The following is a 22,824-nucleotide window of genomic DNA, read 5'->3' as shown; positions in this document are numbered from 1 at the left end:
GCGGCGGAAGGTTCCGTCAGGGTTGGACGGAACGGCGACGGCACCAGCACACTGTCATTGCGAGCGAAGCGATGCAATCCAGAGTCCTTCCGCGGAGACAGTGTGGATTGCTTCGTCGCTTCGCTCCTCGCAATGACGAGGCCTCAATTCGCCGCGAAGCAGTACAGCAGCCCGTCGCCGCCGGTGCTCTTCAGATCGGCCTGCGAGCAGCCGCCATCGGGACCGCGCGAGGGGTGAGAGCTGTTCCAGGACTTTGACGGCTCGTCGTCGCGCAGGCCCTTACGATCCGCATGGCCGACGACCGCCGTGCCTTGCGTGCTCGACGTCCAGTTCTTGCAGGTCTTGTCGTCGCCGGCCGCAAACGCCGTGCCGTCGGGTTGCGTTCCCGTGAGGATGTCGTGCCGGTTCGGCGTATCGCCAGCACCGTTGTTGACCTCGCCCTTCTCGCTGAGCGCCGTCTGCTTGGTGAGGTTGTTGGCCGGACCGTGCAGGTCGGCAACGTCCTTGGCGATGACCGTGCCCTTGGCATTCTGCCACGGTCCCTTGCCGATGCGATCGCGGGCGTTGACGGCCGGCTTGCCGTCGGCGGCCTGCGTCGAGAGATAGGCGCGCCAGGTCTTGGCACCGGCGCCGGCGGCCTGAGCGAGCCTCGCGCACTGCGCATCGGCTCCTTCCAGGCCGCCAAGATCGGCGCCCTTGCCCGGGCCGCTGGAGGTCACGAAGAATGTCATATCAGCTGACTGCGCGTGCACTGATGGCGCCGCGAGCAAGGCCAGCGCGAGCGCGAGCCCTGAAATCGTCACGGATCTCTCGATACGGATCATCTTGTCCTCCCAGGACTGTTTTTGGTTCGCCGCCTGATTTCAACCCGAGCCGCGCCCGCTTATTCCGATGCCGCGCTGCGAGACGCCCAAAAGAAAAGGGCGCCGTGCTGGAGCACGACGCCCTGGTTTCTCATCTCGTCCGCAATCAGTTGGTCTGCTGGATCGCTGACAATTCCCAGCCGCCGCCCGGACGACGGGCGAAGGTCCAGATTTCGGTCGCCTCGCCCGGCTGCTCGCTGCCGGCAACGATCGCGCCGGTGTTGCGGTCCAGCGTCTTGTCGGTCAGCGCGAAGCGCAGCGCCACCGTGGCGTACTCGGTCTCGCCTTCGCGCCAGGCTTCCGCGAGGTCGCCCTGGAGCAGCTTCACGTTGCTGACCTTGTTCACGGCGTTGCGCGCGCGGTTCTGGGCAAGGTCCTGCTCGAAATAGGAGACCATCTCGGGCGTCGCGAGCGTGTGCAGCTTGGCCACGTCCTCGTTCGACCAGGCGGTCTGGATCTCGCCGAGCAGGCGCTCGAACGCCTCATAGTCGTCAGGCTTGATCTCGAGCGGTGCGTTGTTGGCGCCGAAGCCGAAGCCGCCGAGACCACCTCCCAGTCCCCCGCCGAGGCCGCTGCGATAGTTCGTCTGGGGTCCCGGACCGGCACTTGCGTCAGCATTGGCGTAGGCCGCCTGCGGGCTGTGACGGCGCTGCCACCACGACATCGCCAGCCGCACCACGAACACCACGAGCACGATCTGGATGATCAGGCCGAGGATCGAGGACAGGCCGCCGAGGCCGCCGAACAGGCCGCCGCCGAACAGCATGCCGAGCAGGCCTGCGCCGAGGAAGCCGGCCGCAAGGCCGCCGAGGAAGCCGCCGCCGCGGCCGAACAGGCCGCCACGCGCCGGCGCGGCCGAATTCATCCCTGCGCCCGGCTGGGTGTAGGTGCGGTTGAACTGTGAGGTCGAGCCCGGCGCGGTCGTGGTCGACGGCGGCGCCGAATAGGTCCGCGAGCCGCGCGACCCCGACGACATGCCACCGCCGACGCGCGCGTCGGCAGACGAGATGGCGAGCGCGGTCGGCAGCGCAAGCGCCAGCACGACGGCGATCGTCTTGAAGAGACTGCGGGAGCGTTGCGAGAAATTCATGTGCGTTTCCCAAATCCCCGGCATGGGGACGTGGCCATAAGATGGGCAGACTTCCCGAAAAGTGAAGACGGTTTCGGAACCCGCAGCTGCGGCCCTCAGTCGCGGGGATGTGGCAAAAGCCCATATTTGGCGGTTGTTTGCCGGGGTGGCGCGGGGGAACCGTGGTCGCGGGTTACCATTGGCTTAACGGGGGCAATTCCGCTTTTGCCCGTGAGTGCGGACGAGCTCGCTCCTCCGTCATTGCGAGGAGCTCTCGCGACGAAGCAATCCAGAATCTTTCCACGGAGACAGTCTGGATTGCTTCGTCGCTTCGCTCCTCGCAATGACGGCAAGCGTTATGGCGCGCCCTCACCCCTGCTTCGTCATCGTCTCCTTCACCGCCGCCACGAGCTGGCTGAGGGTGAACGGCTTTGGCAGGAAATCGAACTGCTGGCCCTCGGGCAGGCTCTTCTCGAAGGCGTCCTCGGCGTAGCCGGAGACGAAGATGAATTTGATGTCGGGATTCTTCTCGCGCATGGCCTTGAGCAGCGTCGGGCCGTCCATCTCCGGCATCACGACGTCGGAGACGACGAGATCAATCGCGCCACTCTGCTCGTCCAGCACCTCCATGGCCTCGACGCCGTTCTCGGCCTCGACCACGGTGTAGCCGCGCGAGCGCAGGCCGCGGGCGTTGAGCGCACGCAGCCCCTCTTCGTCCTCGACGAGAAGGATGGTTCCCTGCCCGGTGAGATCGGTGCGCGGCTTTGCCTCCGCCGCCGCGGGCGCGGCCTCCTTCGCAGCGCCATTGGTGGCGCTGACGGCCGTTGCCGCCGGCTGCTCGACCTGCACCTCGGCCTCGGGATGATGGCGCGGCAGGAAGATGTGGAACGAGGTGCCCTGCCCCGGCTCCGAGTCCACATAAATGAAGCCGCCGGTCTGCTTGACGATGCCGTAGACGGTGGAGAGGCCAAGGCCGGTGCCTTTGCCCACCTCTTTCGTCGAGAAGAACGGCTCGAAAATCTTGTCGCGGATGTCGGCGGGAATGCCGGTGCCGGTGTCGGCGACCTCGATCCGCACATAGTCCGCAGCCGGCATGCCCTTGTAGGCGAGCTTGGCCGCTTCCTCCGCTGTGACGTTGGCGGTGCGGATGATCAACTTGCCGCCGTCGGGCATGGCGTCGCGCGCATTCACCGCGAGGTTGACGATGACCTGCTCGAACTGGGAGACGTCGACCTTGACCGGCCAGAGGTCGCGGCCGTGGATGGTCTCGTGCTTGACCTTCTCGCCGATCAGCCGGCGCAGCAGCATGGCAAGGTCGGAGAGCGCGTCGCCGAGATCGAGCACTTGCGGCCGCAGCGTCTGCCGCCGCGAGAACGCCAGCAGCTGCCGCACCAATGTGGCGGCCCGCGTCGCGTTCTGCTTGATCTGCATGATGTCCTGGAACGACGGATCGGTCGGCTTGTGCGCGTTCAGCAGGAAGTCGTTCGCCATCATGATGGCGGAGAGCACGTTGTTGAAGTCGTGCGCGATGCCGCCGGCGAGCTGCCCGACCGTCTCCATCTTCTGCGACTGGTTGATCTGGTTCTCCAGCGCACGCCGCTCGGTGGTCTCGAGCATGTGCACGATGGCCGCTTCCGCCTCGTTCTCGGCGGCGTCCACCGGCGTGACGAAGAACTGGCCCCAGCGCTCCTTGGTGCCTTCCAGCGCGACCTCGACCGGCGCGACGTCGGCCTGGCCGTCGGCGGCCTGGTTGATGGCCGCGATCAGAAGCTGGCGGTCGCGCGAATTGACCGCGCGGAAGATCGACTTGGAGGCGCTGTCGAGGCCGAGCGCCTGGCCGAGCTTGGCGTAGCGCGCGTTCGCCCGCACGACGTTGCCGGCGCGATCGACGGTGGCGATCGCCATCGGCGTGTGGTCGAAGAAGCGCATGAAGCGCACTTCGGCGGCCCGATCAGGATCGCTGCGCTCGTCGCGGGCGCGGCTGATGACGAGCGTGCGCGACGGCCCCGGCGCGCCGTCGGCGCCGAAGGCGAGCTTGTGGTAGAGCCGCACCGGCATGGTCTTGCCAGTGCGCATGCGCAGGTCGATGTCGAAGACCTCGGTCTTCACCTCGCCTGGAACCGCCACGATTGCGGTGAGCAGCGAGGCGCCGTCGCCGGAAACGATGTCGGTGAGCTTCAGGCCGCCGGAACCGATCTCGGCGAGGTCGTAGTCGAGCCAGTTCGCCAGCGTCGCGTTGACATAGGCGAGCTCGCCGGCCGGATTGACCGAGAAGAAGCCGCAAGGCGCGTGATCGAGATATTCGATCGCGTGCTGGAGCTCCTGGAACACGTCCTCCTGGCGCTCGCGGTCGCGGGTGATGTCGGCGATCGACCACACCGCGTATTTGGCCTCGCGCTTGCCGCCGCCGAGCGGGCGTACCCGCATCCGCAGCCAACGGCCCTGGCTGCCGTCGTGGCCGGAGATGCGCACCTCTTCCTGCTGCCGCTTGCCTTCGCGGGCAGCCTTCAGCAGGCGGAACACGGCCTCGGAAACGTCGGGGTTGCCGATGAAGACGCGCTCGACGGGCCGCACGTCCTGCGGGCCGGCGGCGCCCGTCAACGTCAGATAGGCCGCATTGGAATAGACCACGTGGCCGCGCGGATCGGTCACGGCGAGGCCATCGAAGGCATGATCGGAGATGCGGCCGATGATGGGATCGTCCAGACTACGGTCGGCGAAGCGGATGATGCCGGCGGCGAAGGCGAACAGGTTGAACAGGCCGACCATCGCCAGCACGGCGAGGATGCCGAGGATGTAGGGCTGCGCCTGCGCGCGCCCGAGCGTCATCAACCCGACGGCGACCGCGACGAGACCGGCGGCCACCAGCAGCACCAGCGCAATGCTGCCCGAGCGCGGCGACGGCTCGTGCGCCGCAACGGGCTCGCGTGTGAGGTCGTGGTCGGTCTCAGCAGTCATATCAAGCCGGCGCAGCCTGTCGGCAGAGAATCAACGCGCCATCGCGCGCACGGGGCCTTCCCTGCCTCAATCGGACCCGCAGGCGCAAGGGCAGCAGGGGCGAAAGGTACGCTGATTCCCAGATTACGGCCATTTCCGGTACTTTTCGGGTGTTTTATTCCCGTCCGGCGCCGAATCCGCGCTTCAGCCGCATGACGTAACCGATGACTTCGGCGACCGCATGGTAGTGCTCGGTCGGGATTTCCTGGTCGATATCGACGGTGGCGTAGAGCGCACGGGCCAGCGGCACGTTCTCGACGATCGGGATGTCGTGCTCGCGCGCGATCTCCCGGATCTTGAACGCGAGGTTGTCGACGCCCTTGGCGACGCAGATCGGCGCCGACATGCCGCGCTCGTAGGACAGCGCCACCGAATAGTGGGTCGGGTTGGTGATGATCACGGAGGCCTTGGGAACCGCCGCCATCATACGCTTCTTGGAGCGCTGCTGGCGCAATTGCCTGAGCTTGCCCTTGATGTGCGGGTCGCCTTCGGACTGCTTGAACTCTTCCTTGATCTCCTGGAGCGACATCTTCTGCCGCTGGAACCAGCTGCGATACTGGAAGAAATAGTCGCCGATCGCGATGATCGCGAGCGCCGCGACCACCGCGCCGAGCAGATGGATGGTCATGCTGGTGGTGGCGCCCAGCATGGCGGCCGGATCGAGCTTGACCATCGCCTCCATGCGATGCCGCTCCGGCCATAGGACTATGGTCATAACCGCGCCGAGCACGACGAGTTTGCCGAGGCCCTTGAGGAAGTTCGCCGCTGCCTGCTTGCCGAAGATGCGCTTCAAGCCCTCGGCGGGCGAAAGCTTGCTGAACTTCGGCTTGAGGGATTCGGCCGACCACACCAGACGGTGCTGGAGCATGTTGCCGGCAATCGCCGCCAGCACCAGCATCAAGAGCGGCACGCCGACCGCCGCGAGCACGGCGATCTCGATCTGCTGCATCAGCGCGAGCAGGTTCCCGCCGTCGGTCTTGATCATCCAGGAATTGGCGAGCAGATTGCGCATCGGCGTCACCAGCCCGCTGCCGACCGATCCCGAAAAGGTCGAGACCACAAGCGTGCCGCCCGCGATCATGAACCAGGTGTTGATCTCCTGGCTTTTCGCAACGTCGCCGCGTTCGAGCGCCTCCTCGAGGCGCTTTTGTGTCGGGTCTTCTGTTTTACTTTCGGGATCGTTGTCTTCCGCCATCGATCACCTATTTGAGCGGCATCATCTGGTGCATGACACCGATGAAGTAATCCAGATACGTGCCCATCATCGCGGTGAGCACCACGGCGAGCACCAGGAAGCCCGCGAAGATCGACAGCGGCACGCCGACGAAATAGACCTGCATCTGCGGCATCAGCCGCGCCAGCACACCGAGCCCGATGTTGAAGACGAGGCCGAACACCAGGAACGGCCCGGAGAGCTGCAAGCCCAGGCGGAACGCGGCGGCGAAGGCGCGCGTCGCCAGCGAAGCGACGTCACCGCTCGACATCGTCTCGCCCGGCGAGAAGATCGTGTAGCTGTCGTTCAGCGCCGCGATCACGAGGTGATGGCTGTCGGTGGCAAACAGCAGCGTAACGCCGAGCATGGTCAGGAAGTTGCCGACCAGAACGCCCTGCTGCCCCTGCGTCGGATCGACCGAGGTGACGAAGCCGAGCCCCATCTGCTGCGCAATCACGGAGCCGGCGACTTGAAGGGCCGACAGCGTCACGCGCGCGGTCGCGCCCAGCACGATGCCGATCACGATCTCATGCAGCATCAGCACCAGAAGGGGCGCCAGCGAACCCATGTCGACATGATAGGCATTGCGGTGCAACGGCAGGATGATCAGCGTGAGCAGCAGCGCGATCGACAATTTTATGCGCGTCGGGATGTTGGTCTCGCCGAGGCCTGGCAACAGCATCACCATCGCACCGACCCGGGCGAAGGCGAGCATGAAGGACGCGGCGAGCGCCGGCAGCAGCGAGACGTCGATGCGCATGACGGGCGCATTGTGCCTCAGCCGCCGATGATTCGCGACGAGATCCGCAGCATGTGGGCGTGGAGCGAGTCGGCCATGAATGGCAGCGCTAATAACATCGTGGCAAAGATGGCGAGGATCTTCGGCACGTAGATCAGCGTCTGCTCCTGGATCTGCGTCAGCGCCTGGAACAGCGACACGATGACGCCGACCACGAGGCCGACCAGCATCAGCGGCGACGACACGATCACGATGGTCCAGATCGCATCACGCGCGACGTCGAGGGTTTCGGGTCCGGTCATTTTGGATTTCTCACAGTGAGTTATTTTTCGTCATTCCGGGGCTCGCGCAGCGAGAGCCCGGAATCCATACTCCCGATCGTGGTTATGGATTCCGGGCTCGCGCTACGCGCGCCCCGGAATGACAACCGTCAGATCGGCATCTTCATGATGTCTTCATACGCGGCGATCACGCGGTCGCGGACCGAGACCAGCGTGGACACCGCAACGTCGGTGTCGGCGACCGCCGTCACCACGTCCATCACGTTGGCCTTGCCGGCGGCCATCGCCACCGTCTGCGCGTCGGACTTGCGGCCGGACTCCATGACGCTGCCGACCGCGTCTTTCAGCAGCGAAGCAAAGGACTGCCCGCTCGCTTCGCTGCCCTTGCCGGCGCCGCTGTTCTCCAGCACGCGGGCGAGGTTGGCGTAGGCATTGGCGGCGATTGTCGGTGATGCCATGGCTCAAATGTCCTGTTCAGCTCTTGAGGATGTCGAGCGTGCGCTGGATCATCCGGCGCGTCGCACTGATGATGTTGAGATTGGCCTCGTAGGACCGCTGCGCATCGCGCATGTCGGTCATCTCGACCACCGAGTTCACGTTGGGATATTTGACGTTGCCGGTGGCATCCGCCGCCGGATTGTTCGGCTCATACTTGACGCGGAAGTTGGACTGGTCGGGCTTGATCTTGCCGAGGGTGACGACCTGGGCGTCGAGCGTCCGATCGAGCGCGGAGGAGAAGGTCGGCACCTTGCGCCGGTAGGGATCGCCGCCTGCACTCTGCGAGGTCGAGTCCGCGTTCGCGATGTTTTCCGAGATCACCCGCATGCGCCCGGCCTGCGCCCGCAGGCCGGAGGTCGCGATCGCCATCGAGCGGGCAAAGTCGCTGCTGTCATTCGCCATGATCTACCCCAGCCTAACCCTTGCCGATCGCGGTCTTGAGCAGATGCAGGCTCTTCGAATAGAGCGAGGTCGCCGCCGCGTAATCCATCTGGTTGCTGGCGGCCTTCATCATCTCCTCTTCGAGATTGACGGCATTGCCCGCGGGACGGGTCTCGAAGCCCGCATTCTTGTTTTGGTCGAAGCTGGAGGCCGCGCCCGACGGCGTCATGTGCGAGGCGCTGGTCACGGTCATCGCCAGCGGGCCCATCGAGCCGGTCACCGCGCCGGATTTGTCGAGCTTCGGCTCGACCAGGTCACGCGGCCGGAATTTGGGGGTGTCGGAGTTGGAGACGTTCTCGGACAGGACGCGCTGGCGCTCCTGATGCCACTGCATCTTGGTGCGAAGCGCCGACAGCACCGGGAGGTCGTTGATGGACATCGTTGCGGCTCCTTCCGCCGTCGGACCTGTGTCCGAAGCTAGGCAGAATTTGCCGCCTGTATGGTTAACAGGTGGTTAAGGATGCCGGGAACGCATGACGCTCGCTTGTCCTTGCCGGGACACAAATTTGGCGCCCCGTGATTCTACGTTCCCAAAAGTGGCATTAACCCAACCGCTTGGCGGGCGTGCACAGGCCAAGAAGTCGTTTTGGATCGGGCGATTCATAGGTTAATAAGACTTGGGGACGGCAAAACTTGCCGTAGGACGTTAAGAGATCGCAGTTTTGGGGCATCGTACGCCGGTGGTTGGCGCATCTGACCATGGGCGCAAGAAAAGCGCCATTTGTCGGGGACAAGTATGCAAGGCAGCCCTATCACCTTCATCCTCGCGTTCATCGTCGTTCTGGCGTTGATCGGCGTCGCTGCTTGGCTGGTGCGCCGATTCGCCGGTAACCGGCTCGGCGCCAACACCCAGCGCGGCAGGATGCCCCGGCTCGCCGTGATCGATGCTGCCGCGGTCGACGGCCGGCGCCGCCTGGTGCTGGTCCGGCGCGACAATGTCGAGCATCTCCTGATGATCGGCGGCCCGACCGACATCGTCGTCGAGCCCAACATCGTTCGTGCCGCCCCGGGCCGCGACCAGCTCCCGCAGCGTTCCAACGCCGCCGAACCGCCGCGCCTCGCCCCGATGCCGGATGCCGGCGGCTGGGCCGATGAGGCTCCGCGGCCCGAACTGCTCGATCATCCCGAGCCGCAAATGCCCGAGCCGCCGCCGCGGCCCGCGCGCCCGTCCTTCGCCGACGAAGTGCGCCGGCCCGCGCCCGCTTTGGCCGAGCGCCGCAGCGAGCCGTCGTTGCCCGGCTTTCCGCCGGAGCCGATCGCGCCGCGCCCCGAGCGCGAGTCGCGTCCCGAGCCGCTCCCGCCACGCATTGCCCGCAATGAGCCGCCGCTGATGCCGCGTCCGCCGCGCCAGGGCGAGCCCGTAAAGGTGCCGCCGGTGCGCGCCGAGCGCCCGGCCGCACCGCCGCCGCCCGTGCCGCAGGCGCCGCCCGTTCTGCCGCCGGCCCCCGCTGCTGCGCCCTCGAGCGCCGAGCAGAATCTCGCCGAGATGGCGCAGCGTCTTGAAGCTGCGCTGCGCCGCCCGGCCGGCGAGACGGCCGCGCCTCCGGTTGCGCCCGAGCCGCCCGCGGCGGCGCCGCGCGCAGCCCGCATAGAGCCGCCGGCGCCATCGGCACCGCCGCCAAAGCCGGCCGCGGAGAAGACCAGCTTTGAGAATCTCGAAGACGAGATGGCCTCCCTGCTCGGCCGTCCGAAGCCGTCTTCGTGAGGCTGCCGGCCCTCCCGCGTAGAGTTGTTTTTCTTTCTGTCCTGATCGGCGCGGCTTCGCTCGCGATGCCTGCCCATGCGCAGGACATCAGCATCAATCTCGGCGGCCAGGGCGGCGGCGTCACCGAACGCGCGATCCAGCTGATCGCGCTGCTCACGGTGCTGTCGATCGCGCCGTCGATCCTGATCATGATGACGTCGTTCACGCGCATCGTGGTGGTGCTGTCGCTGCTGCGCACCGCGATGGGCACGGCGACCGCGCCGCCGAACTCCGTGATCATTGCGCTGGCGATGTTCCTCACCTTCTTCGTGATGGGGCCGGTGCTGCAGAAATCCTACGACGAGGGCATCCGCCCGCTCGTCGCCAACCAGGTCAGCGTCGAGGACGCGCTTCAGCGCGCCTCCGTCCCCTTGCGCGGCTTCATGCAGAAGAACGTGCGCGAGAAGGACCTCAAGCTGTTCCTGGATCTCTCCGGCGAACCGCCGCCTGCCACCCCGGACGAGCTCGCACTTCGCATCCTCATCCCCGCCTTCATGATCTCCGAGCTGAAACGCGCCTTCGAGATTGGCTTCCTGCTGTTTCTCCCGTTCCTGATCATCGACCTCGTCGTCGCTTCGGTGCTGATGTCGATGGGCATGATGATGCTGCCGCCGGCGACGATCTCGCTGCCGTTCAAGCTGATCTTCTTCGTGCTGGTCGACGGCTGGTCGCTGGTCGCGGGAAGCCTTGTGCAGAGTTACGGGGGATAGTGGGAGATCTGCTGAGCCAACAGCGACGCGTCCTCTCAGATTCAGTAATTGTCGCTGTCCTCTCCCCGTCATTGCGAGGAGCTCTTGCGACGAAGCAATCCAGAGTCTTTGCGCGGAGACAGACTGGATTGCTTCGCTGCGCTCGCAATGACGGAGAGGCAGCGCCCCGGGCCGCGCTTCGCGCGAGGCGCTATGACAGCCGTTCCCTACCCCTTCACATCATACTGCTTGCTGAGGTGATCGCCGATCTGCACCAGCATGGCGACGCTTTCGGGGAAGCCCGGCCGGTCTCGTGTGGCCTGGTCGGCGTCGACGCGGAACTCCCAGCTGTCGCCGTCGCGGACGATGGAGATGGCGAGGTCGTCCGGGCCATCGGCATGGGCCTTCAGCTCGGCCCGCGCCATGGCGATGAGTTCGGCTTCGGTCTTGGCAGGCTTGCTCATTTCGACGCTCTCCCGGCATGAAGGGGTACAGGTTGCCGCCTTGCGCGGCACCTGTCGAGAGGCCGAGACGTAGCAGGGTTCCTACCGCGTCATCTTGATCTGCCGCACGACCGGGATCGTGGGCAGCGAGCCGGTGTGGTCGGTCTCGTCATGGGCCTGCGGCGCGGCCGGCGCGCGGGCGGTGGCGTCCGGGAAGCGCTGCTTCATCTCGCGCAGGAAACCGTCGAGCGTGTCGACGCTGGCAGCTAACTTGGCGATCTCGGCGAATTCGGCACTGGAGGCCGCGGCCGGCTTGCTGGCGATGTCGAAAGCGACGCGGTCGGCGCTCTCGCTCATCAGCGGTGCGTATTTCTCGCGGAAGCGCGACAGGCCGATGGAATCGTCGGCAAGCGCATAACCGACGGCGGCGCGAATGATGTCGCTCTTCTCCACCGCATTGAGCGGCTTGAAGTCGCGGAAGCGGTCGCCGTAATAGAGCTCGATCTGCTCGGCAGACTCGCGCCAGCGCCGCGCCGCCCAGAAGATGTCGGAGCGCAGGCGCAGCACCTCGCGCCCGGAGACGTTGGAGACGATGTCGAGCGCGAGATCGTGGCGGCCGACGTCGCTCTGCGCCCGCGCTTCCAACAGTAGCCGCTGCTGCCGCAGCTCGCCGGAAAGATCGCTGATGCGGCTCGCGCGCAGCGCCGTGATCGCCATGTCGGGCTTGCGGTTGGCGAGATAGATCATGGAGAGGCGCGCGGCGACCTGCGCACGCGCGGCCCCCTCGAGGCGGTGGTCGACCTGATATTGCAGCAGCTCGGCAGCCTGATCGAGCAGGTCGATCGAGGCGAGACGGTCGGCGAGCCGGCGGATCAGTTCGTCGCCGCGACGGCCGATCGGCGTCAGCTCGCGGAACTCGTAGAACATCCCGAGCGCCTCGACCGGCGGCAGCTCGTCGCCTTTGGGTCCCAGGAATATCTGCGTGAACAGGTCGGAGGCGAGGTCCTGCGCCTGCCGCGAGGCTTCCGCATTCGGCTGGAGCTTCGTTGCGGTACGCGCCGCGGCGAGCGCGTCCCGATAGCGCCCGTTCTCGGCATACATCTTCGACAGCATCTGGAGCGTCTTGACCTCGATCGAGTCACCGCGCCAGGTCATCGACAGCGTCTCGAGATCGCGCAGCGCGTCTTCCTTGCTGATCTCGTCGCGCTTCCGGCGCAGCGCCACTTCCAGCTGCTTGGCCTCGGCCGCCCCCTGGCGGTCGTTCGAGGCCACCGCGAATTTGTAGTCGTCGAGCGCGTCCTTGTCGTGGCCGAGCGCCTCGGCGAGCCGGCCCCGCAACACGGCAAAGCCGGGCGCCGCCTCGGGCGGCACACCGACCACCTCGATCTCGCCGCGGCGTTTGGAGGCGCCGGCATAGTCCTTCACTTCGAGCGCGGCGCGCATCGCGTCCATCGTCACGATGCGCTGGATGTCGAGCGGCAGCGAGGCGATGGCGAACTCGACGTTCTTGAATTTCTCGCGGGCGTCCGCCCATTTGCCCTGGCGCGCATAGGCGAGCGCTTTCCAGAGCTGGGAATCGTGGCTGTTGCCGATCACGGGATTGGCGAGGTCCTTCAGACCCTGCGCCGGCCGGCCGATCAGGATGCTCGCGATCGCATGCATGATCAGCGCGCTGCTCTCCTCCTTGTTGAGGGGATCGCTCAGCATCATGTCGGTCACGGACTTGGCTTCGTGGTACATGGCGCGCGACATGTAGAACTGCGCGAGGTCGAGTCGCGGCAGCGAACGCTGCGCCGGCTCGACCGCCGAGATCGCCGTGACCAGATCGCTCTGGCGCGTCCAGAAATTCTCCGACTGGCCCTTGCGCCAACCCTCGGGGCTGAAGATCGGGCGCACCGCGGTCGGCGCCCGCTCGGCCGAGATGTCGACGGGCGACAGCGTCAATCCGCCCTTCTTGCCGAGGATGACCTTGTCGGACCCGACCTCGACGCCGACCTCGTCGGAGTTCGGACGGATCGCGATGCCGTGCGCGGATTCCAGCAGCGACAGATCGACGAGGTCCTGCCGCTTGATGAAGCCGCGCACCGGCCGCTGCGCGGTGACGACATACAGCGTGTCGCCGGCGTCGGGATCGGTCAGCTTGTGCAGAAGGCCCGGATTGGCGAAGGGAATCGCGATGTTGGCGAGCGCGGGATCGGTGATGTTGCGCGACATCAACAGTGGCAACGGCGTCGCCTGGATCTTGTCGGCGAGTGTGAGCAGCCAGTTGGTCTCCTTGCCGACTTCCTCGCTGGTCAGCGAGTAGACCAGCGGCCGAGTGAGACGGATGCGGACCGCCTGCCCCTTGTCGAGCGGCACGCGGCCGACCTCGCCGATCATCGCGCCGCCCCTGGTGCGGATCGCCTCGACATCGATCGGCTTCGGCGTGTCGAACACCAGCCAGACCGTGTCGCCACGACGGAACGCCGCCGCAGCCGTTGCGACCTGAATCGGGAACGTCACGCGCAGGCCGTCGCTGTCGCGGCGCGCATCGACGCTGGCAATCGCCGGCTGCGGGGGCGCCTCGGCAGGTACAGCCTTCACGGATTCCTTGGCCGGCTCCTTCGCGACCTCCTTGGGCGCTTCGATAACCTCCGCCTTTGCGGGCGCGGCTGGAGCTTCGGCGACGGGTGGCGTGGGCTTCGGAGCCTCCTTCACGATCTCCTTGACGGTCTCCTTGGGCGCTTCCGCAGCGTGCGCTGCCTCAGCCGCGGGAGCCGGCACCGGCTTCGGCGCTTCGACGGGCGGCATCGCGGCGGGCGCTTCCGGCTTCACCTCGGGCTTCACCTCGATCTTGGCTTCTCGCGCGATCGTCTCCGAAGTCGGCGGCGTGATCTCGCGATGGGCGTCCTTCTTCTCGGCCACAGGCTTTTCAGGCGCAGGCGCAGGTCCATGGCCTTGGGCCGCGGGCTTGGCCTGCGCGATCACGGACTCGGCCGTCGCCGCGGTCTTGCCCTTCTCCGGCTGGAACGAGATGTCGACGACGTAATTCTTGTCGTCGCGGAAGGAGTGCACGTCGGAATCGCCGATCAGCGCGATCTCGACATTGGTCTGGTCGATATCGGCCTTCTGCTTGATCGAGGCGACGTTCGGCGGCGCCGCGACGACGGCATCCGCGAGATCGAAATTCAGGTTGGCGTTGAAGGCGAGCGTGAGCTTCTGCTCGTTGAGCACGGAGGAGACACCGACGCCGTCGGGCATCTCGAACACGAAGCGGACGAAGGTCGGCTGCACCGAGGCGCGCACGCGGATCTGCGGACGCTTCTTGCTCTCGGCCGCGGCCCGCTGCGCACGCAGCGCGCGTTCGGCCACGCGCGCGCGCTCGGCGAGCTCCTTGACCACGTCCATCGGCAGGCTCGGCGGCGGTTCCTTCCAGCCCTCCGGCAGGAGGTCGATGAAGGTGCGCTCGCCGGCATTCATGGTGTTGACGGTGACGCGCCGCGCCAGCGACAGGCGGATGGCGCCGCCATCAGGATCGCGCCGGGCGGAATTGACGTAATCAGGCGCGCCTTCCGGCACGCGGTCGACGGGAACGTCGACCGGCCGGTCGAAGCGGACGATGAGGATGGAGCCCGCGGTCGTCACCTCGGAGGGAACGTCCTCGCCGAGCTTGATCACGAGACGGGCAAAGCCGCCGCCGGCCGAGAAGGTCGCCTCGCCGCGGATCGGATCGGCGGCCCGGGCCGAGCCACCGAAACCGACCATCAGGCAGGCCGCCAGCAGAGGCGCCTTGCGGACATGACGCGACAGCCCCTGCGCCAGAGCGCGGGCTCGCGACAACAATCCAGCCTCTCGCGCCATTGGCGGCATGTCTTCCGGCTTCGACGATCCACGCCGGCGCTAGGGCCGGCCCCTGCCTTCGAATGTAGGTTTTGCCAATTAAGGACTTCTTAAGTATGAGCCCTCAATTCGGCTTTTGCGTCGGCTTGCCCTCGATCTTGGGCAGGTCGCCGGCCGAGGCGGAGAGATCGCCGCTGCCATTGGCTCTTCGGGCCATCTCGACCGTCAGCCGCTCGGCGGCTTCCGGCGACATCAATCCGAGGATGTCCGACATCTTGCGCGGCGCGATGGCCGAGGCGATCTCGATCAATACGCCCATCTCCAGCCGGTCGAACACCCGCGCGGCATCCTTGGGCTTCATGCCCTCATACATGGTCACGAGACCCTTCATGCGCTGGGCTTCGGCGGCCTTCTGCTCGGCCTGCGTGGCGGAGATGCGGGTCTCCACCGCCTTCATCTCCTCGACCTTGTTCTCGATGCGCTTCTCGGCCGACTTGAGCAGGCTCTCGCGGATGTCGATCTCGCGCTGGCGGGCCTCGATCTCCTGGCGGCGCGCCTGCAGGCGCTCGAGGATCGCGCGCTCGGAGGCCGAGACCTGCGGCTGGGCTTCCTCCACCTTGACCACGGTGCCTTCGGGCTTGGTCTCGGGCGCGGCGGGCTTGGGCGCCTCCTTCGGCGCGCCATGGGTCGAGCCGGTGATGTCGGGGTCCTCGCGGCCGGTCGGGAAGTTCAGATTCTCCTGCGCCCAGGATTTCTTGGTCGGGTTCGGCTGGTAGTCGAACACATAGCCGCCGTTGATCGCCAGGCCCGCCACCTTCAGCGTGGCGAGACCTGCGACGGCAACCAGGACGACCGGAATGACGCGGATGTTACGAAAGGACTTCATACCCTGACTTCATGCGGCAAGGCCGTTGGATCGGCGGCGCTCGGAGAAGGCTTCGGCCGCGGCCGCCACCGCCTTCGCCGAGGCGGGCCTGGCTGCGGGCGCTGCGGCCGTTTCCGGAGTGGTGGCGGGGCGCGCAGCGATCGCGATCTTGGACAGGCGCCGCACCACGTTGTCGGCCTCGCCGAGTTGCTTGTAGAGCTGGTCGGACATTTGCGTCGCCGCGGCGAGCTGGCTGCCGAGGTTCTCGTTGACGTCGCGCACGGCGAGCTTCAGCCCGCCGATCGCGCGCTCGGCGATCTCGGTCGCGGTGATCAGCTCGGCGATGACCGCCTTCAGCGAATGCTCGTCGGCCTTCAGGCGCGTCAGGCGCTTGTTGAGCAGGATGCAGTAGCCGATCGTGAGCATCAGCAGGATCGCCACCAGCGTCTCGATCGCCATTCCCAGGGAGTGGTTCATGGGGCCTCCATCATCTTGTTCTGCTCGTCCACCTTCTCGAACATCGCAAGTGTCGTACTTGGCTTGCGCAAGGGTTTCGTCACGCGGATCGCGACGCGGTCGCCGACCCGGCCCATCCGCCCCTCGGTCAGGGTGACGTCGCCGCAGCGCACGGTCACGTTGGCATCGGCCCGCATGTCCAGCGGCAGGGTGTCGCCGACTTTGAGCCGCATCAGCTGCTTGAGCGGAATGTCGGCCTCGTAGAGCACGGCATCGACGGCGATCTCGGCCTGCACGATCTCGGTGGCGAAATGGCCCTCCCAGATCGGGTCGCGGCCGAACTTTTCGCCCATGAACATCTGGAGCAGCACGCCCCTGATGGGTTCGATGGTGGCGTAAGGCAGCAGCAGCTCGATATTGCCGCCGCGGTCTTCCATGTCGATGCGCAGGCGCACCAGGATCGCGGCGTTGGCGGGACGGCTGATCGCGGCAAAGCGCGGATTGGTCTCGAGCCGGTCGATCGTGAAGGTCACCGGCGACAGCGGCCGAAACGCCTGCTCGGCATCGGCCAGCACCACCTCGACCAGCCGCTTGACGAGTTCGGTCTCGATCGTGGTGTAGGGCCGGCCCTCGATGCGGAGCTGGCTGGTGCCGCGGCGGCCACCGAGCAGCACGTCGATCATCGAGTAGATCAGGTTGGAATCGACCGTCGCCATGCCGAAGTTTTCCCACTCCTCGGCCTTGAACACCGAGAGCACGGCCGGCAGCGGTATCGAGTTCATGTAGTCGCCGAAGCGCACCGAGGTGATGCGGTCGAGCGAGACTTCGACGTTGTCGGAGGTGAAATTGCGCAAGGACGTCGTCAACAGCCGCACCAGGCGGTCGAAGACGATTTCGAGCATCGGCAGACGCTCGTAGGAGACCATCGCCGAATCGATGATCGCGCGGATGCCGGAATGGTCGTCGAGTGTGACGTCGCCGACGGTGAAGCCGAGGAGATTGTCGATCTCCTCCTGCGACAGCACCCGCTCGCCGGAGTTCTTGCCGGTGCCGAGATCGCGGCTGCCGTCCTCGACCATGGCCGCCCATTGCAGGGCCATGGTCTCCGATAGCTCGTTTTCAGCAGCAGCCTTCGCGGCTTCCGCGGGATCCTCGGAATCGAGCGACGCCTCCCATTGGGCGGCAATCGCATCCTGGTCCATCTGCTCGTTGCCGGCCATGGCGCTAGCCCATTACCCTCACTGGACCACGACTTCCTTGAACAGCACCGCGCTGACCTGGATCGGCGCGACCGCCGCGTTGACGCGCTTGGTCAGCTCTTCCTTGAGGCGGAAGATGCCGGCGGAGCCGTTGAGGTCGGAGGGGCGCAGTTCGCGCACATAGGTCTGGAAGATGTCGGTGACGCGCGGCATCGTCGGCTTGATCGCCTCGATCTGCTTCTCTTCCTTCAGCTCCAGCACGATCTTGAGCCGCAGATATTGCACGCGCTCGCCCGGCGCGCCGGCAAGGTTGACCATCATATCGGGGACGTCGACGAACGCCGGGGGCTTGGGCGGCGGCGCCGCCTCGGCGTGATGCTCGTCCTCGCCATGGCGGAAGAAGAAGAACCAGGTCGCGGCTCCACCGCCGAGGACGGCGAGCAGGCCGACGGCCATGATGATGAGCTTCAGCTTGTTCTTCGGCGGAGCGGCTTCTGCGCCCTCAGTGGCTGCGCCGCCTTCCGCTTCATTCTCTGCCATGGTCGCCCGGCTCATCTCTCAAAGGAATCGAAAGAGCGAAGTCTCCTGGCAGACAGTGACGCGATACAAATGCCCCAGCGCAATGCGCTCCTCTTACGCGCAAACGCTACGGTAATAATGGTTAACGGAACCTTTCGATTGGCCCTCTGCTAGGAAAAATCTGCCGGGCAAACATGGCTAAAAGAACCTTTCTGCCGGCCGCCGGCGCCCTCGAAAAATCGACAATCCATTGAAATTTAATATCTTTTCAGGTTGGCACGGCTTTCGCTGAGAGAGTGGCGAGACCGAAGGTTTGGGAGAACCCGACAGTCTCGTTCACGGGTCCGCCAAGGCGCTTGGGAGAGCGAGGTGGCAGGCCCACTCAGGGGAGATTTCCGATGCAGAACGCGCTTCTGATCGGCCTGTCGCGGCAGATGACGTTGGAACGGCAGATGGATGTCATCGCCAACAACGTCGCCAATGCCAACACCAACGGCTTCAAGGCCGACCATTCGCTGTTCGAGGAGTACCTCAACTCGAACGCGCGCGAGGACAATTTCATCGGCTCCGACCGCCGCGTCTCCTATGTGCAGGACCGCGGCACCTTCCGCGACGTCGGCCAGGGGGCGATGGAGGAGACCAAGAACCCGCTCGACGTGGCGATCTCCGGCAACGCGTTCTTCGCGGTGCAAGCCAACGGCGCCGAGCGCTACACCCGCGACGGCAAATTCACGCTCAGCAGCACCGGCCAGCTCGTCACCTCCGACGGCAACCTCGTGCTCGGCACCGGCGGCCCGATCACGTTCCAGCCGACCGACCACGACATCAACATCGCGCCCGACGGCACCATCACCGTGCTCGAGGGCACCGCCAAGACCGACTCGATCCGCGGCAAGATCCGCATGGTGTCGTTCGACGATCCGGCCAAGCTGACCAAGCTCGGCGCCAACCTCTACGACGCCGGCTCCGCGACCCAGCAGGCCGACACCAAGTCCACCGCGCAGCAGGGCTACATCGAGAAGTCGAACGTGAATGCGGTCGGCGAGATGAGCCGCATGGTCGAGGTCATGCGCAGCTACACCGCCATCGCCAACCTGCTGCAGCAGCAAAGCGACCTCCACAAATCGGCGATCGAGAAGCTCGCCGACGTTCCGGCCTGATTAGGAGAGAACTGACATGCAGGCGCTTCACACCGCAGCGACCGGAATGGCGGCACAGGAACTCAACGTTCAGGTGATCTCCAACAACATCGCCAACCTCCGCACCACCGGCTTCAAGAAGCAGACCGCGGCGTTCCAGGACCTGATCTACGAGCACGTCCGCCGCGTCGGCGCGCAGGCCTCCGACCAGGGCACCATCGTGCCTGTCGGCGTCGACATTGGCGGCGGCGTCAAGACCGTCGGCACGCCGCGCAGCATGACGCAAGGAACGCTGTCGCAGACCGGCAACGATCTCGACCTCGCGGTCTCGGGCGATGGCTTCTTCAAGATCCTGATGCCCGACGGCACCTACCAGTACACCCGCGACGGCACCTTCCAGATGGACAATCAGGGCCGCGTCGTCACCGCGCAGGGCAACCCGGTGCAGCCGACGATCACGATCCCGCAAAATGCCTCGGGCCTCGCCGTCAACGAGCAGGGCCAGGTCTCGGTGACGCTGCCGGGCTCGTCAACCTCGACCGTGCTCGGCCAGATCGGCCTCACCCGGTTCATCAACAAGGCCGGCCTTCAGCCGGTCGGCAGCAATCAGTTCACCGAGACGCCCTCCTCCGGTCCGCCGCAGGACGGCACCGCGAACGCCGAGGGTTACGGCAAGATCACGCAAGGCAGCCTGGAGCAGGCCAATGTCGACGTCGTCTCGGAGATGAGCGACCTGATTGCCGCGCAGCGCGCCTACGAGATGAACGCCAAGGTCATCAGCGCCGCCGACCAGATGATGCAATCGACCACGGCGCTGTTCCGCTGAGGTGATGACGATGATCCGCACCACACTCGCCACGATCTCCGCCCTGCTGGTGCTGGCCCTGCCGGCGCAAGCCGCCGACGACGTCATTGCCGCGCCGACGCTGCGCGCCAGCGTCACCGTGACCTCGGACGTGGTGCGGGTCGGCGACCTCATCGACAATGCCGGCTCGGCCGCGCTGACCCCGGTCTACCGCTCGCCCGATCTCGGCACCACCGGTGCGCTGCCGGTCGCCCAGGTGCTGAGCGTGCTCCGCGCCAAGCAGGTGATCGGCGTGATGACCGGCGACATCAAGGAGGTCCAGGTCACCCGCCTCGCCCGCACGCTCGCGAGCAAGGATCTCGAGACCGCGGTCGCCTCCGCGCTCGAGCGCCGCTTCGGCCTTGGGGATGCCGCCAACATCGCGGTCACCTTCGACCGCGGCGTCTCCGACATGCGGCTGGATGCCTCGAGCACCGGCGCGCTCCAGCCGGTGGCGACGCGCTACGACGCTCGCAGCGGCCGTTTCGACATCGCCTTCGAAGTCAGCAACGACAGCAATTCCACGCCGACCAAGCTGCGCTTCACCGGCACCGCGATCGAGACGGTGGAAGTGGCCGTGCTGACGCGCGACATCGATCGCGCCGACCTGCTCAAATCCTCCGACATCTCGCTGGAACGCCGGCCCAAGGCGGAAGTCACCGGCGAGCCTGCCTCGCGCGAACGCACCATCGGCATGCAGCTGCGCCGGCCGATGCGCGCGGGCACGCCGATCCGCGTCGCCGACATCGTCAAGCCCGACTTCGTGCAGCGCGACCAGAGCGTCACCGTCATCTACCAGGTCCCCGGGATCTATCTCACCACCCGCGGCAAGGCGATCGAGAGCGGCGCCGAGGGCGACATCGTCAGCGTCCTCAACCTCCAGACCAAGCGCACCCTGACCGGAATCGTCACCGGCCGCGGCCAGGTGACGGTCCAGGGTGCCAGCCAGTCCGCGCCGATGGCGCCTGCGGTCGAGCAGACCTCCTCGCTGAAGCGGGACGAAGCGCCCGCACCCGTCGACACTGCAGCTCTGGTCCGGAACCTGGTCCAGGCCCCCGCATCGCAGGCTCAGATCGCACAAGCCCAGATCCCGCAAACTCGCGTCTCGCAAGCTCCAGCCAAGTCAGAGTAAGTCATGTCCTCGTTCAGTTCGGCTTCCCGTCTTCGTCGCATCGCGATCTCCGCCCTGCTGCTGGCAGCCAGCGCGCTGGGCGGCTGCTCTTCGATCGACCGCCTGTCGCAGATCGGCGAGCAGCCGAAATTGTCCGCGATCGACAATCCGACGACGCAGCCCGGCTACAAGCCGGTGCAGATGCCGATGCCGAAGCCGGAAGTCGCCTCCTACAATCCGAACTCGCTGTGGCGCAACGGCAGCCGCGCCTTCTTCAAGGACCAGCGCGCCCACCAGATCGGCGACCTGCTCACCGTGACCGTGAACATCACCGACAAGGCCAACATTGCCAACGAGACCCAGCGCAGCCGCACCAACTCGGAAAATTCGGGCATCAGCGACTTCATCGGCGCGCAGACCATCACGCAGGCGCACAAGATCCTGCCGGGCCGCATCCTCACCGCCGACTCCACCGCCTCCAGCGACGGCAAAGGCTCGGTCAACCGCACGGAAGCCCTGCAGACCAACGTCGCCGCGGTGGTCACCCAGGTGCTGCCGAACGGCAACCTCGTGGTGGAAGGCAAGCAGGAGATCCGCGTCAACTACGAGATCCGCGAGCTCGTGGTCGCAGGCATCGTCCGCCCCGAAGACATCCAGAGCGACAACACCATCGACTCCACGAAGATCGCACAAGCCCGCATCGCCTATGGCGGCCGCGGCCAGATCACGGACGTGCAGCAGCCGCGCTACGGCCAGCAAGTCATGGACGTGCTGCTGCCCTTCTAATCTCTCCCGAGCTCCCACATCGTGTTCGCGAACCTAGGCGCGAACGACGGTGTACTACGCGGCCCTCGCTAGCTCCCCTGGCGAGGGCCGCATGTGTTTTTGGCGAGCGGCTGTATCAGCGCATCAGGTCCGCGCAATTGTAGCGACGCCGCAGGCCCCGCACTCCGTCATTGCGAGCGCAGCGAAGCAATCCAGACTGCCGCCGCGGAAGGACTCTGGATTGCTTCGTCGCTTCGCTCCTCGCAATGAGGACGCGGAGAGCTCACGTAAACTCCGCCTCCACCACGCCCAGCCCATCCAGCTCCATCCGCACCTTGTCGCCGGCTTTCAGCCACAGCGTCTTCACGAGGCTTCCGGTCAGAACGAGCTGCCCCGCATGCAAACCCTTGCCTTCCGCGGCGAGATGGTTGGCGAGCCAGGCGAGCGCGTTGTGGGGATGGCCGAGCACGTCGGCGCCGGTGCCGTGGCTGACCTCTTCGCCGTTGACGATGGCGCGGCCCTTGACCGCTTTCAAGTCCGGCACCGACGAGCGCGGCACCGCCTCGCCGAGCACGCAGCCGGCGGCGAAGAAGTCGTCGGCGATCAGCGTTGGCGCGCCCATCGTTTCCCACTTCACATAGCGGTCGTCGACGATCTCGATCGCGGGTTGATAGGCCTCGACCGCCTCGCCGACCCATTCGGCCGTGAACGGCGCCTCGCCGGCGGCGAGGTCGCGCTGCAGCCGCACCGCGATCTCGCATTCGACGCCGACGCGGACATAATCTTTGGCGGCGAGCTTCGCGCCGCTGTCATGCACACCCTTCTCGAACACGCCGCCGCCGCAAGGGTGCGGGATGCCGATATAGTCCTGCATCACCTGGCTGGTGCAGCCGATCTTGTAGCCGACCAGCGGCCCGACATGCGGCAGCAGCAGATCGTGCAGCGCCCGCTGGACCCGGTAGCCCTCGGCCTCGTCGGCTGGAGGACGCTCCAGCGCCGCGAGCGGCGCATGGTTGCGGCGCGCCAGCGCGATCGCCTTTGCGCCTGCGAGAATCTTGTCCATCGGCGCCGTCTCCCACGCTACCCAATCGAGGACGGCACTTCAGCATCCCCGCCGTGGCGTGACAAGC

Annotated in this window: 22 protein-coding genes; 6 read left to right on the top strand and 16 right to left on the bottom strand. The window is 66.1% G+C overall.

The features are described from left to right. Positions 1-143: 143 nt before the first annotated feature. The 9 genes from AAFG16_RS19490 to flgB form a co-directional block, all read right to left on the bottom strand. Complete coding sequence (locus AAFG16_RS19490) at positions 144-824, bottom strand: lectin (protein ID WP_342740236.1); 681 nt, start codon at positions 822-824, stop codon at positions 144-146. A 145-nt stretch (positions 825-969) separates the two neighbouring features. Beyond that, positions 970-1,977, bottom strand: coding sequence for a Tim44 domain-containing protein (locus AAFG16_RS19485; protein ID WP_283085911.1), 1,008 nt, complete (start codon positions 1,975-1,977; stop codon positions 970-972). Between the two features lie 324 nt (positions 1,978-2,301). Beyond that, positions 2,302-4,890 (bottom strand): PAS domain-containing protein, encoded by a 2,589-nt coding sequence (locus tag AAFG16_RS19480; RefSeq protein ID WP_342740235.1) that lies wholly within the window; start codon positions 4,888-4,890, stop codon positions 2,302-2,304. 154 nt (positions 4,891-5,044) lie between these two features. Beyond that, entirely contained in the window at positions 5,045-6,124 is a 1,080-nt protein-coding gene (gene flhB / locus AAFG16_RS19475) for a flagellar biosynthesis protein FlhB (protein WP_342740234.1), read from the bottom strand. 7 nt (positions 6,125-6,131) lie between these two features. Further along, positions 6,132-6,902: a flagellar biosynthetic protein FliR gene (fliR, locus tag AAFG16_RS19470; RefSeq protein WP_283085908.1), complete on the bottom strand. Its 771-nt coding sequence runs from the start codon at positions 6,900-6,902 to the stop codon at positions 6,132-6,134. A gap of 17 nt (positions 6,903-6,919) precedes the next feature. Further along, on the bottom strand, positions 6,920-7,183 hold the full coding sequence (gene fliQ, locus AAFG16_RS19465) for a flagellar biosynthesis protein FliQ (protein ID WP_074123897.1): 264 nt from the start codon (positions 7,181-7,183) through the stop codon (positions 6,920-6,922). Positions 7,184-7,311: 128 nt separating this feature from the next. Next, on the bottom strand, positions 7,312-7,620 hold the full coding sequence (fliE, locus tag AAFG16_RS19460; protein WP_008142413.1) for a flagellar hook-basal body complex protein FliE: 309 nt from the start codon (positions 7,618-7,620) through the stop codon (positions 7,312-7,314). 16 nt (positions 7,621-7,636) lie between these two features. Continuing rightward, entirely contained in the window at positions 7,637-8,062 is a 426-nt protein-coding gene (gene flgC, locus AAFG16_RS19455) for a flagellar basal body rod protein FlgC (protein ID WP_008142415.1), read from the bottom strand. Between the two features lie 13 nt (positions 8,063-8,075). Further along, positions 8,076-8,480, bottom strand: a complete 405-nt coding sequence (gene flgB / locus AAFG16_RS19450) for a flagellar basal body rod protein FlgB (RefSeq protein WP_092213402.1) — start codon at positions 8,478-8,480, stop codon at positions 8,076-8,078. 357 nt (positions 8,481-8,837) lie between these two features. Between flgB and AAFG16_RS19445 the strand changes: the two genes are divergently transcribed. Both AAFG16_RS19445 and fliP read left to right on the top strand, forming a co-directional pair. Beyond that, complete coding sequence (locus AAFG16_RS19445; protein ID WP_283085907.1) at positions 8,838-9,806, top strand: flagellar biosynthetic protein FliO; 969 nt, start codon at positions 8,838-8,840, stop codon at positions 9,804-9,806. Continuing rightward, positions 9,803-10,555, top strand: a complete 753-nt coding sequence (gene fliP / locus AAFG16_RS19440) for a flagellar type III secretion system pore protein FliP (RefSeq protein ID WP_283085906.1) — start codon at positions 9,803-9,805, stop codon at positions 10,553-10,555. The genes AAFG16_RS19445 and fliP overlap by 4 nt, the downstream gene beginning before the upstream one ends. 206 nt (positions 10,556-10,761) lie before the next feature. Here fliP and AAFG16_RS19435 read toward each other — a convergent pair whose 3' ends face one another. From AAFG16_RS19435 to fliL, 6 genes are all read right to left on the bottom strand, one after another. Next, positions 10,762-10,998 carry a hypothetical protein gene (locus AAFG16_RS19435; RefSeq protein WP_283085905.1) on the bottom strand — a complete coding sequence of 79 codons (237 nt, stop codon included), beginning with the start codon at positions 10,996-10,998 and terminating at the stop codon, positions 10,762-10,764. 81 nt (positions 10,999-11,079) lie between these two features. Next, positions 11,080-14,817, bottom strand: coding sequence for a tetratricopeptide repeat protein (locus tag AAFG16_RS19430; protein ID WP_342740233.1), 3,738 nt, complete (start codon positions 14,815-14,817; stop codon positions 11,080-11,082). A 103-nt stretch (positions 14,818-14,920) separates the two neighbouring features. Further along, entirely contained in the window at positions 14,921-15,682 is a 762-nt protein-coding gene (locus AAFG16_RS19425) for a flagellar protein FlbB (protein WP_283085903.1), read from the bottom strand. Between the two features lie 9 nt (positions 15,683-15,691). After that, positions 15,692-16,138: a DUF6468 domain-containing protein gene (locus tag AAFG16_RS19420; RefSeq protein ID WP_283085902.1), complete on the bottom strand. Its 447-nt coding sequence runs from the start codon at positions 16,136-16,138 to the stop codon at positions 15,692-15,694. Next, positions 16,135-17,337, bottom strand: coding sequence for a flagellar motor switch protein FliM (fliM, locus tag AAFG16_RS19415; RefSeq protein ID WP_027560322.1), 1,203 nt, complete (start codon positions 17,335-17,337; stop codon positions 16,135-16,137). The genes AAFG16_RS19420 and fliM overlap by 4 nt, the downstream gene beginning before the upstream one ends. Positions 17,338-17,355: 18 nt before the next feature. Next, the gene (gene fliL / locus AAFG16_RS19410) at positions 17,356-17,856 is read right to left on the bottom strand and encodes a flagellar basal body-associated protein FliL (RefSeq protein WP_027560323.1); all 501 of its coding nucleotides are present in this window, start codon (positions 17,854-17,856) and stop codon (positions 17,356-17,358) included. 377 nt (positions 17,857-18,233) lie between these two features. Between fliL and flgF the strand changes: the two genes are divergently transcribed. From flgF to flgH, 4 genes are read left to right on the top strand one after another with little or no spacing between them, the layout of a single operon-like run. Next, the gene (flgF, locus tag AAFG16_RS19405; RefSeq protein WP_283085901.1) at positions 18,234-18,995 is read left to right on the top strand and encodes a flagellar basal-body rod protein FlgF; all 762 of its coding nucleotides are present in this window, start codon (positions 18,234-18,236) and stop codon (positions 18,993-18,995) included. 16 nt (positions 18,996-19,011) lie between these two features. Further along, positions 19,012-19,800 carry a flagellar basal-body rod protein FlgG gene (gene flgG, locus AAFG16_RS19400; protein WP_283085900.1) on the top strand — a complete coding sequence of 263 codons (789 nt, stop codon included), beginning with the start codon at positions 19,012-19,014 and terminating at the stop codon, positions 19,798-19,800. A 10-nt stretch (positions 19,801-19,810) separates the two neighbouring features. Continuing rightward, a complete protein-coding gene (gene flgA, locus AAFG16_RS19395; protein WP_342740232.1) occupies positions 19,811-20,950 on the top strand; it encodes a flagellar basal body P-ring formation chaperone FlgA in 1,140 nt (379 codons plus the stop codon). A 3-nt stretch (positions 20,951-20,953) separates the two neighbouring features. Continuing rightward, a complete protein-coding gene (gene flgH, locus AAFG16_RS19390; protein WP_283085898.1) occupies positions 20,954-21,715 on the top strand; it encodes a flagellar basal body L-ring protein FlgH in 762 nt (253 codons plus the stop codon). A gap of 262 nt (positions 21,716-21,977) precedes the next feature. On the opposite strand, the gene AAFG16_RS19385 is transcribed toward flgH, so the two are convergent. Then, positions 21,978-22,757 carry a fumarylacetoacetate hydrolase family protein gene (locus tag AAFG16_RS19385; RefSeq protein ID WP_283085897.1) on the bottom strand — a complete coding sequence of 260 codons (780 nt, stop codon included), beginning with the start codon at positions 22,755-22,757 and terminating at the stop codon, positions 21,978-21,980. Positions 22,758-22,824 lie beyond the last annotated feature (67 nt).

This window comes from Bradyrhizobium sp. B117 (assembly GCF_038969555.1).
Classification (GTDB): Bacteria; Pseudomonadota; Alphaproteobacteria; order Rhizobiales; family Xanthobacteraceae; genus Bradyrhizobium.
Note: the sequence above shows the minus strand (reverse complement) of the source record. Positions and strands in the feature narration are given on the sequence as shown.

Excerpts from the sequence above, each read along its gene's own strand:
- fliQ (WP_074123897.1), bottom strand. The coding sequence starts at position 7,183 with ATGACCGGACCCGAAACCCTCGACGTCGCGCGTGATGCGATCTGGACC.
- AAFG16_RS19430 (WP_342740233.1), bottom strand. The coding sequence starts at position 14,817 with ATGGCGCGAGAGGCTGGATTGTTGTCGCGAGCCCGCGCTCTGGCGCAG.
- flgB (WP_092213402.1), bottom strand. The coding sequence starts at position 8,480 with ATGTCCATCAACGACCTCCCGGTGCTGTCGGCGCTTCGCACCAAGATG.
- AAFG16_RS19425 (WP_283085903.1), bottom strand. The coding sequence starts at position 15,682 with ATGAAGTCCTTTCGTAACATCCGCGTCATTCCGGTCGTCCTGGTTGCC.
- AAFG16_RS19435 (WP_283085905.1), bottom strand. The coding sequence starts at position 10,998 with ATGAGCAAGCCTGCCAAGACCGAAGCCGAACTCATCGCCATGGCGCGG.
- AAFG16_RS19420 (WP_283085902.1), bottom strand. The coding sequence starts at position 16,138 with ATGAACCACTCCCTGGGAATGGCGATCGAGACGCTGGTGGCGATCCTG.
- AAFG16_RS19385 (WP_283085897.1), bottom strand. The coding sequence starts at position 22,757 with ATGGACAAGATTCTCGCAGGCGCAAAGGCGATCGCGCTGGCGCGCCGC.
- flgC (WP_008142415.1), bottom strand. The coding sequence starts at position 8,062 with ATGGCGAATGACAGCAGCGACTTTGCCCGCTCGATGGCGATCGCGACC.
- AAFG16_RS19490 (WP_342740236.1), bottom strand. The coding sequence starts at position 824 with ATGATCCGTATCGAGAGATCCGTGACGATTTCAGGGCTCGCGCTCGCG.
- AAFG16_RS19480 (WP_342740235.1), bottom strand. The coding sequence starts at position 4,890 with ATGACTGCTGAGACCGACCACGACCTCACACGCGAGCCCGTTGCGGCG.
- flgA (WP_342740232.1), top strand. The coding sequence starts at position 19,811 with ATGATCCGCACCACACTCGCCACGATCTCCGCCCTGCTGGTGCTGGCC.
- fliR (WP_283085908.1), bottom strand. The coding sequence starts at position 6,902 with ATGCGCATCGACGTCTCGCTGCTGCCGGCGCTCGCCGCGTCCTTCATG.
- AAFG16_RS19445 (WP_283085907.1), top strand. The coding sequence starts at position 8,838 with ATGCAAGGCAGCCCTATCACCTTCATCCTCGCGTTCATCGTCGTTCTG.
- fliM (WP_027560322.1), bottom strand. The coding sequence starts at position 17,337 with ATGGCCGGCAACGAGCAGATGGACCAGGATGCGATTGCCGCCCAATGG.
- flgH (WP_283085898.1), top strand. The coding sequence starts at position 20,954 with ATGTCCTCGTTCAGTTCGGCTTCCCGTCTTCGTCGCATCGCGATCTCC.
- fliL (WP_027560323.1), bottom strand. The coding sequence starts at position 17,856 with ATGGCAGAGAATGAAGCGGAAGGCGGCGCAGCCACTGAGGGCGCAGAA.
- flgF (WP_283085901.1), top strand. The coding sequence starts at position 18,234 with ATGCAGAACGCGCTTCTGATCGGCCTGTCGCGGCAGATGACGTTGGAA.
- flgG (WP_283085900.1), top strand. The coding sequence starts at position 19,012 with ATGCAGGCGCTTCACACCGCAGCGACCGGAATGGCGGCACAGGAACTC.
- flhB (WP_342740234.1), bottom strand. The coding sequence starts at position 6,124 with ATGGCGGAAGACAACGATCCCGAAAGTAAAACAGAAGACCCGACACAA.
- fliE (WP_008142413.1), bottom strand. The coding sequence starts at position 7,620 with ATGGCATCACCGACAATCGCCGCCAATGCCTACGCCAACCTCGCCCGC.
- AAFG16_RS19485 (WP_283085911.1), bottom strand. The coding sequence starts at position 1,977 with ATGCCGGGGATTTGGGAAACGCACATGAATTTCTCGCAACGCTCCCGC.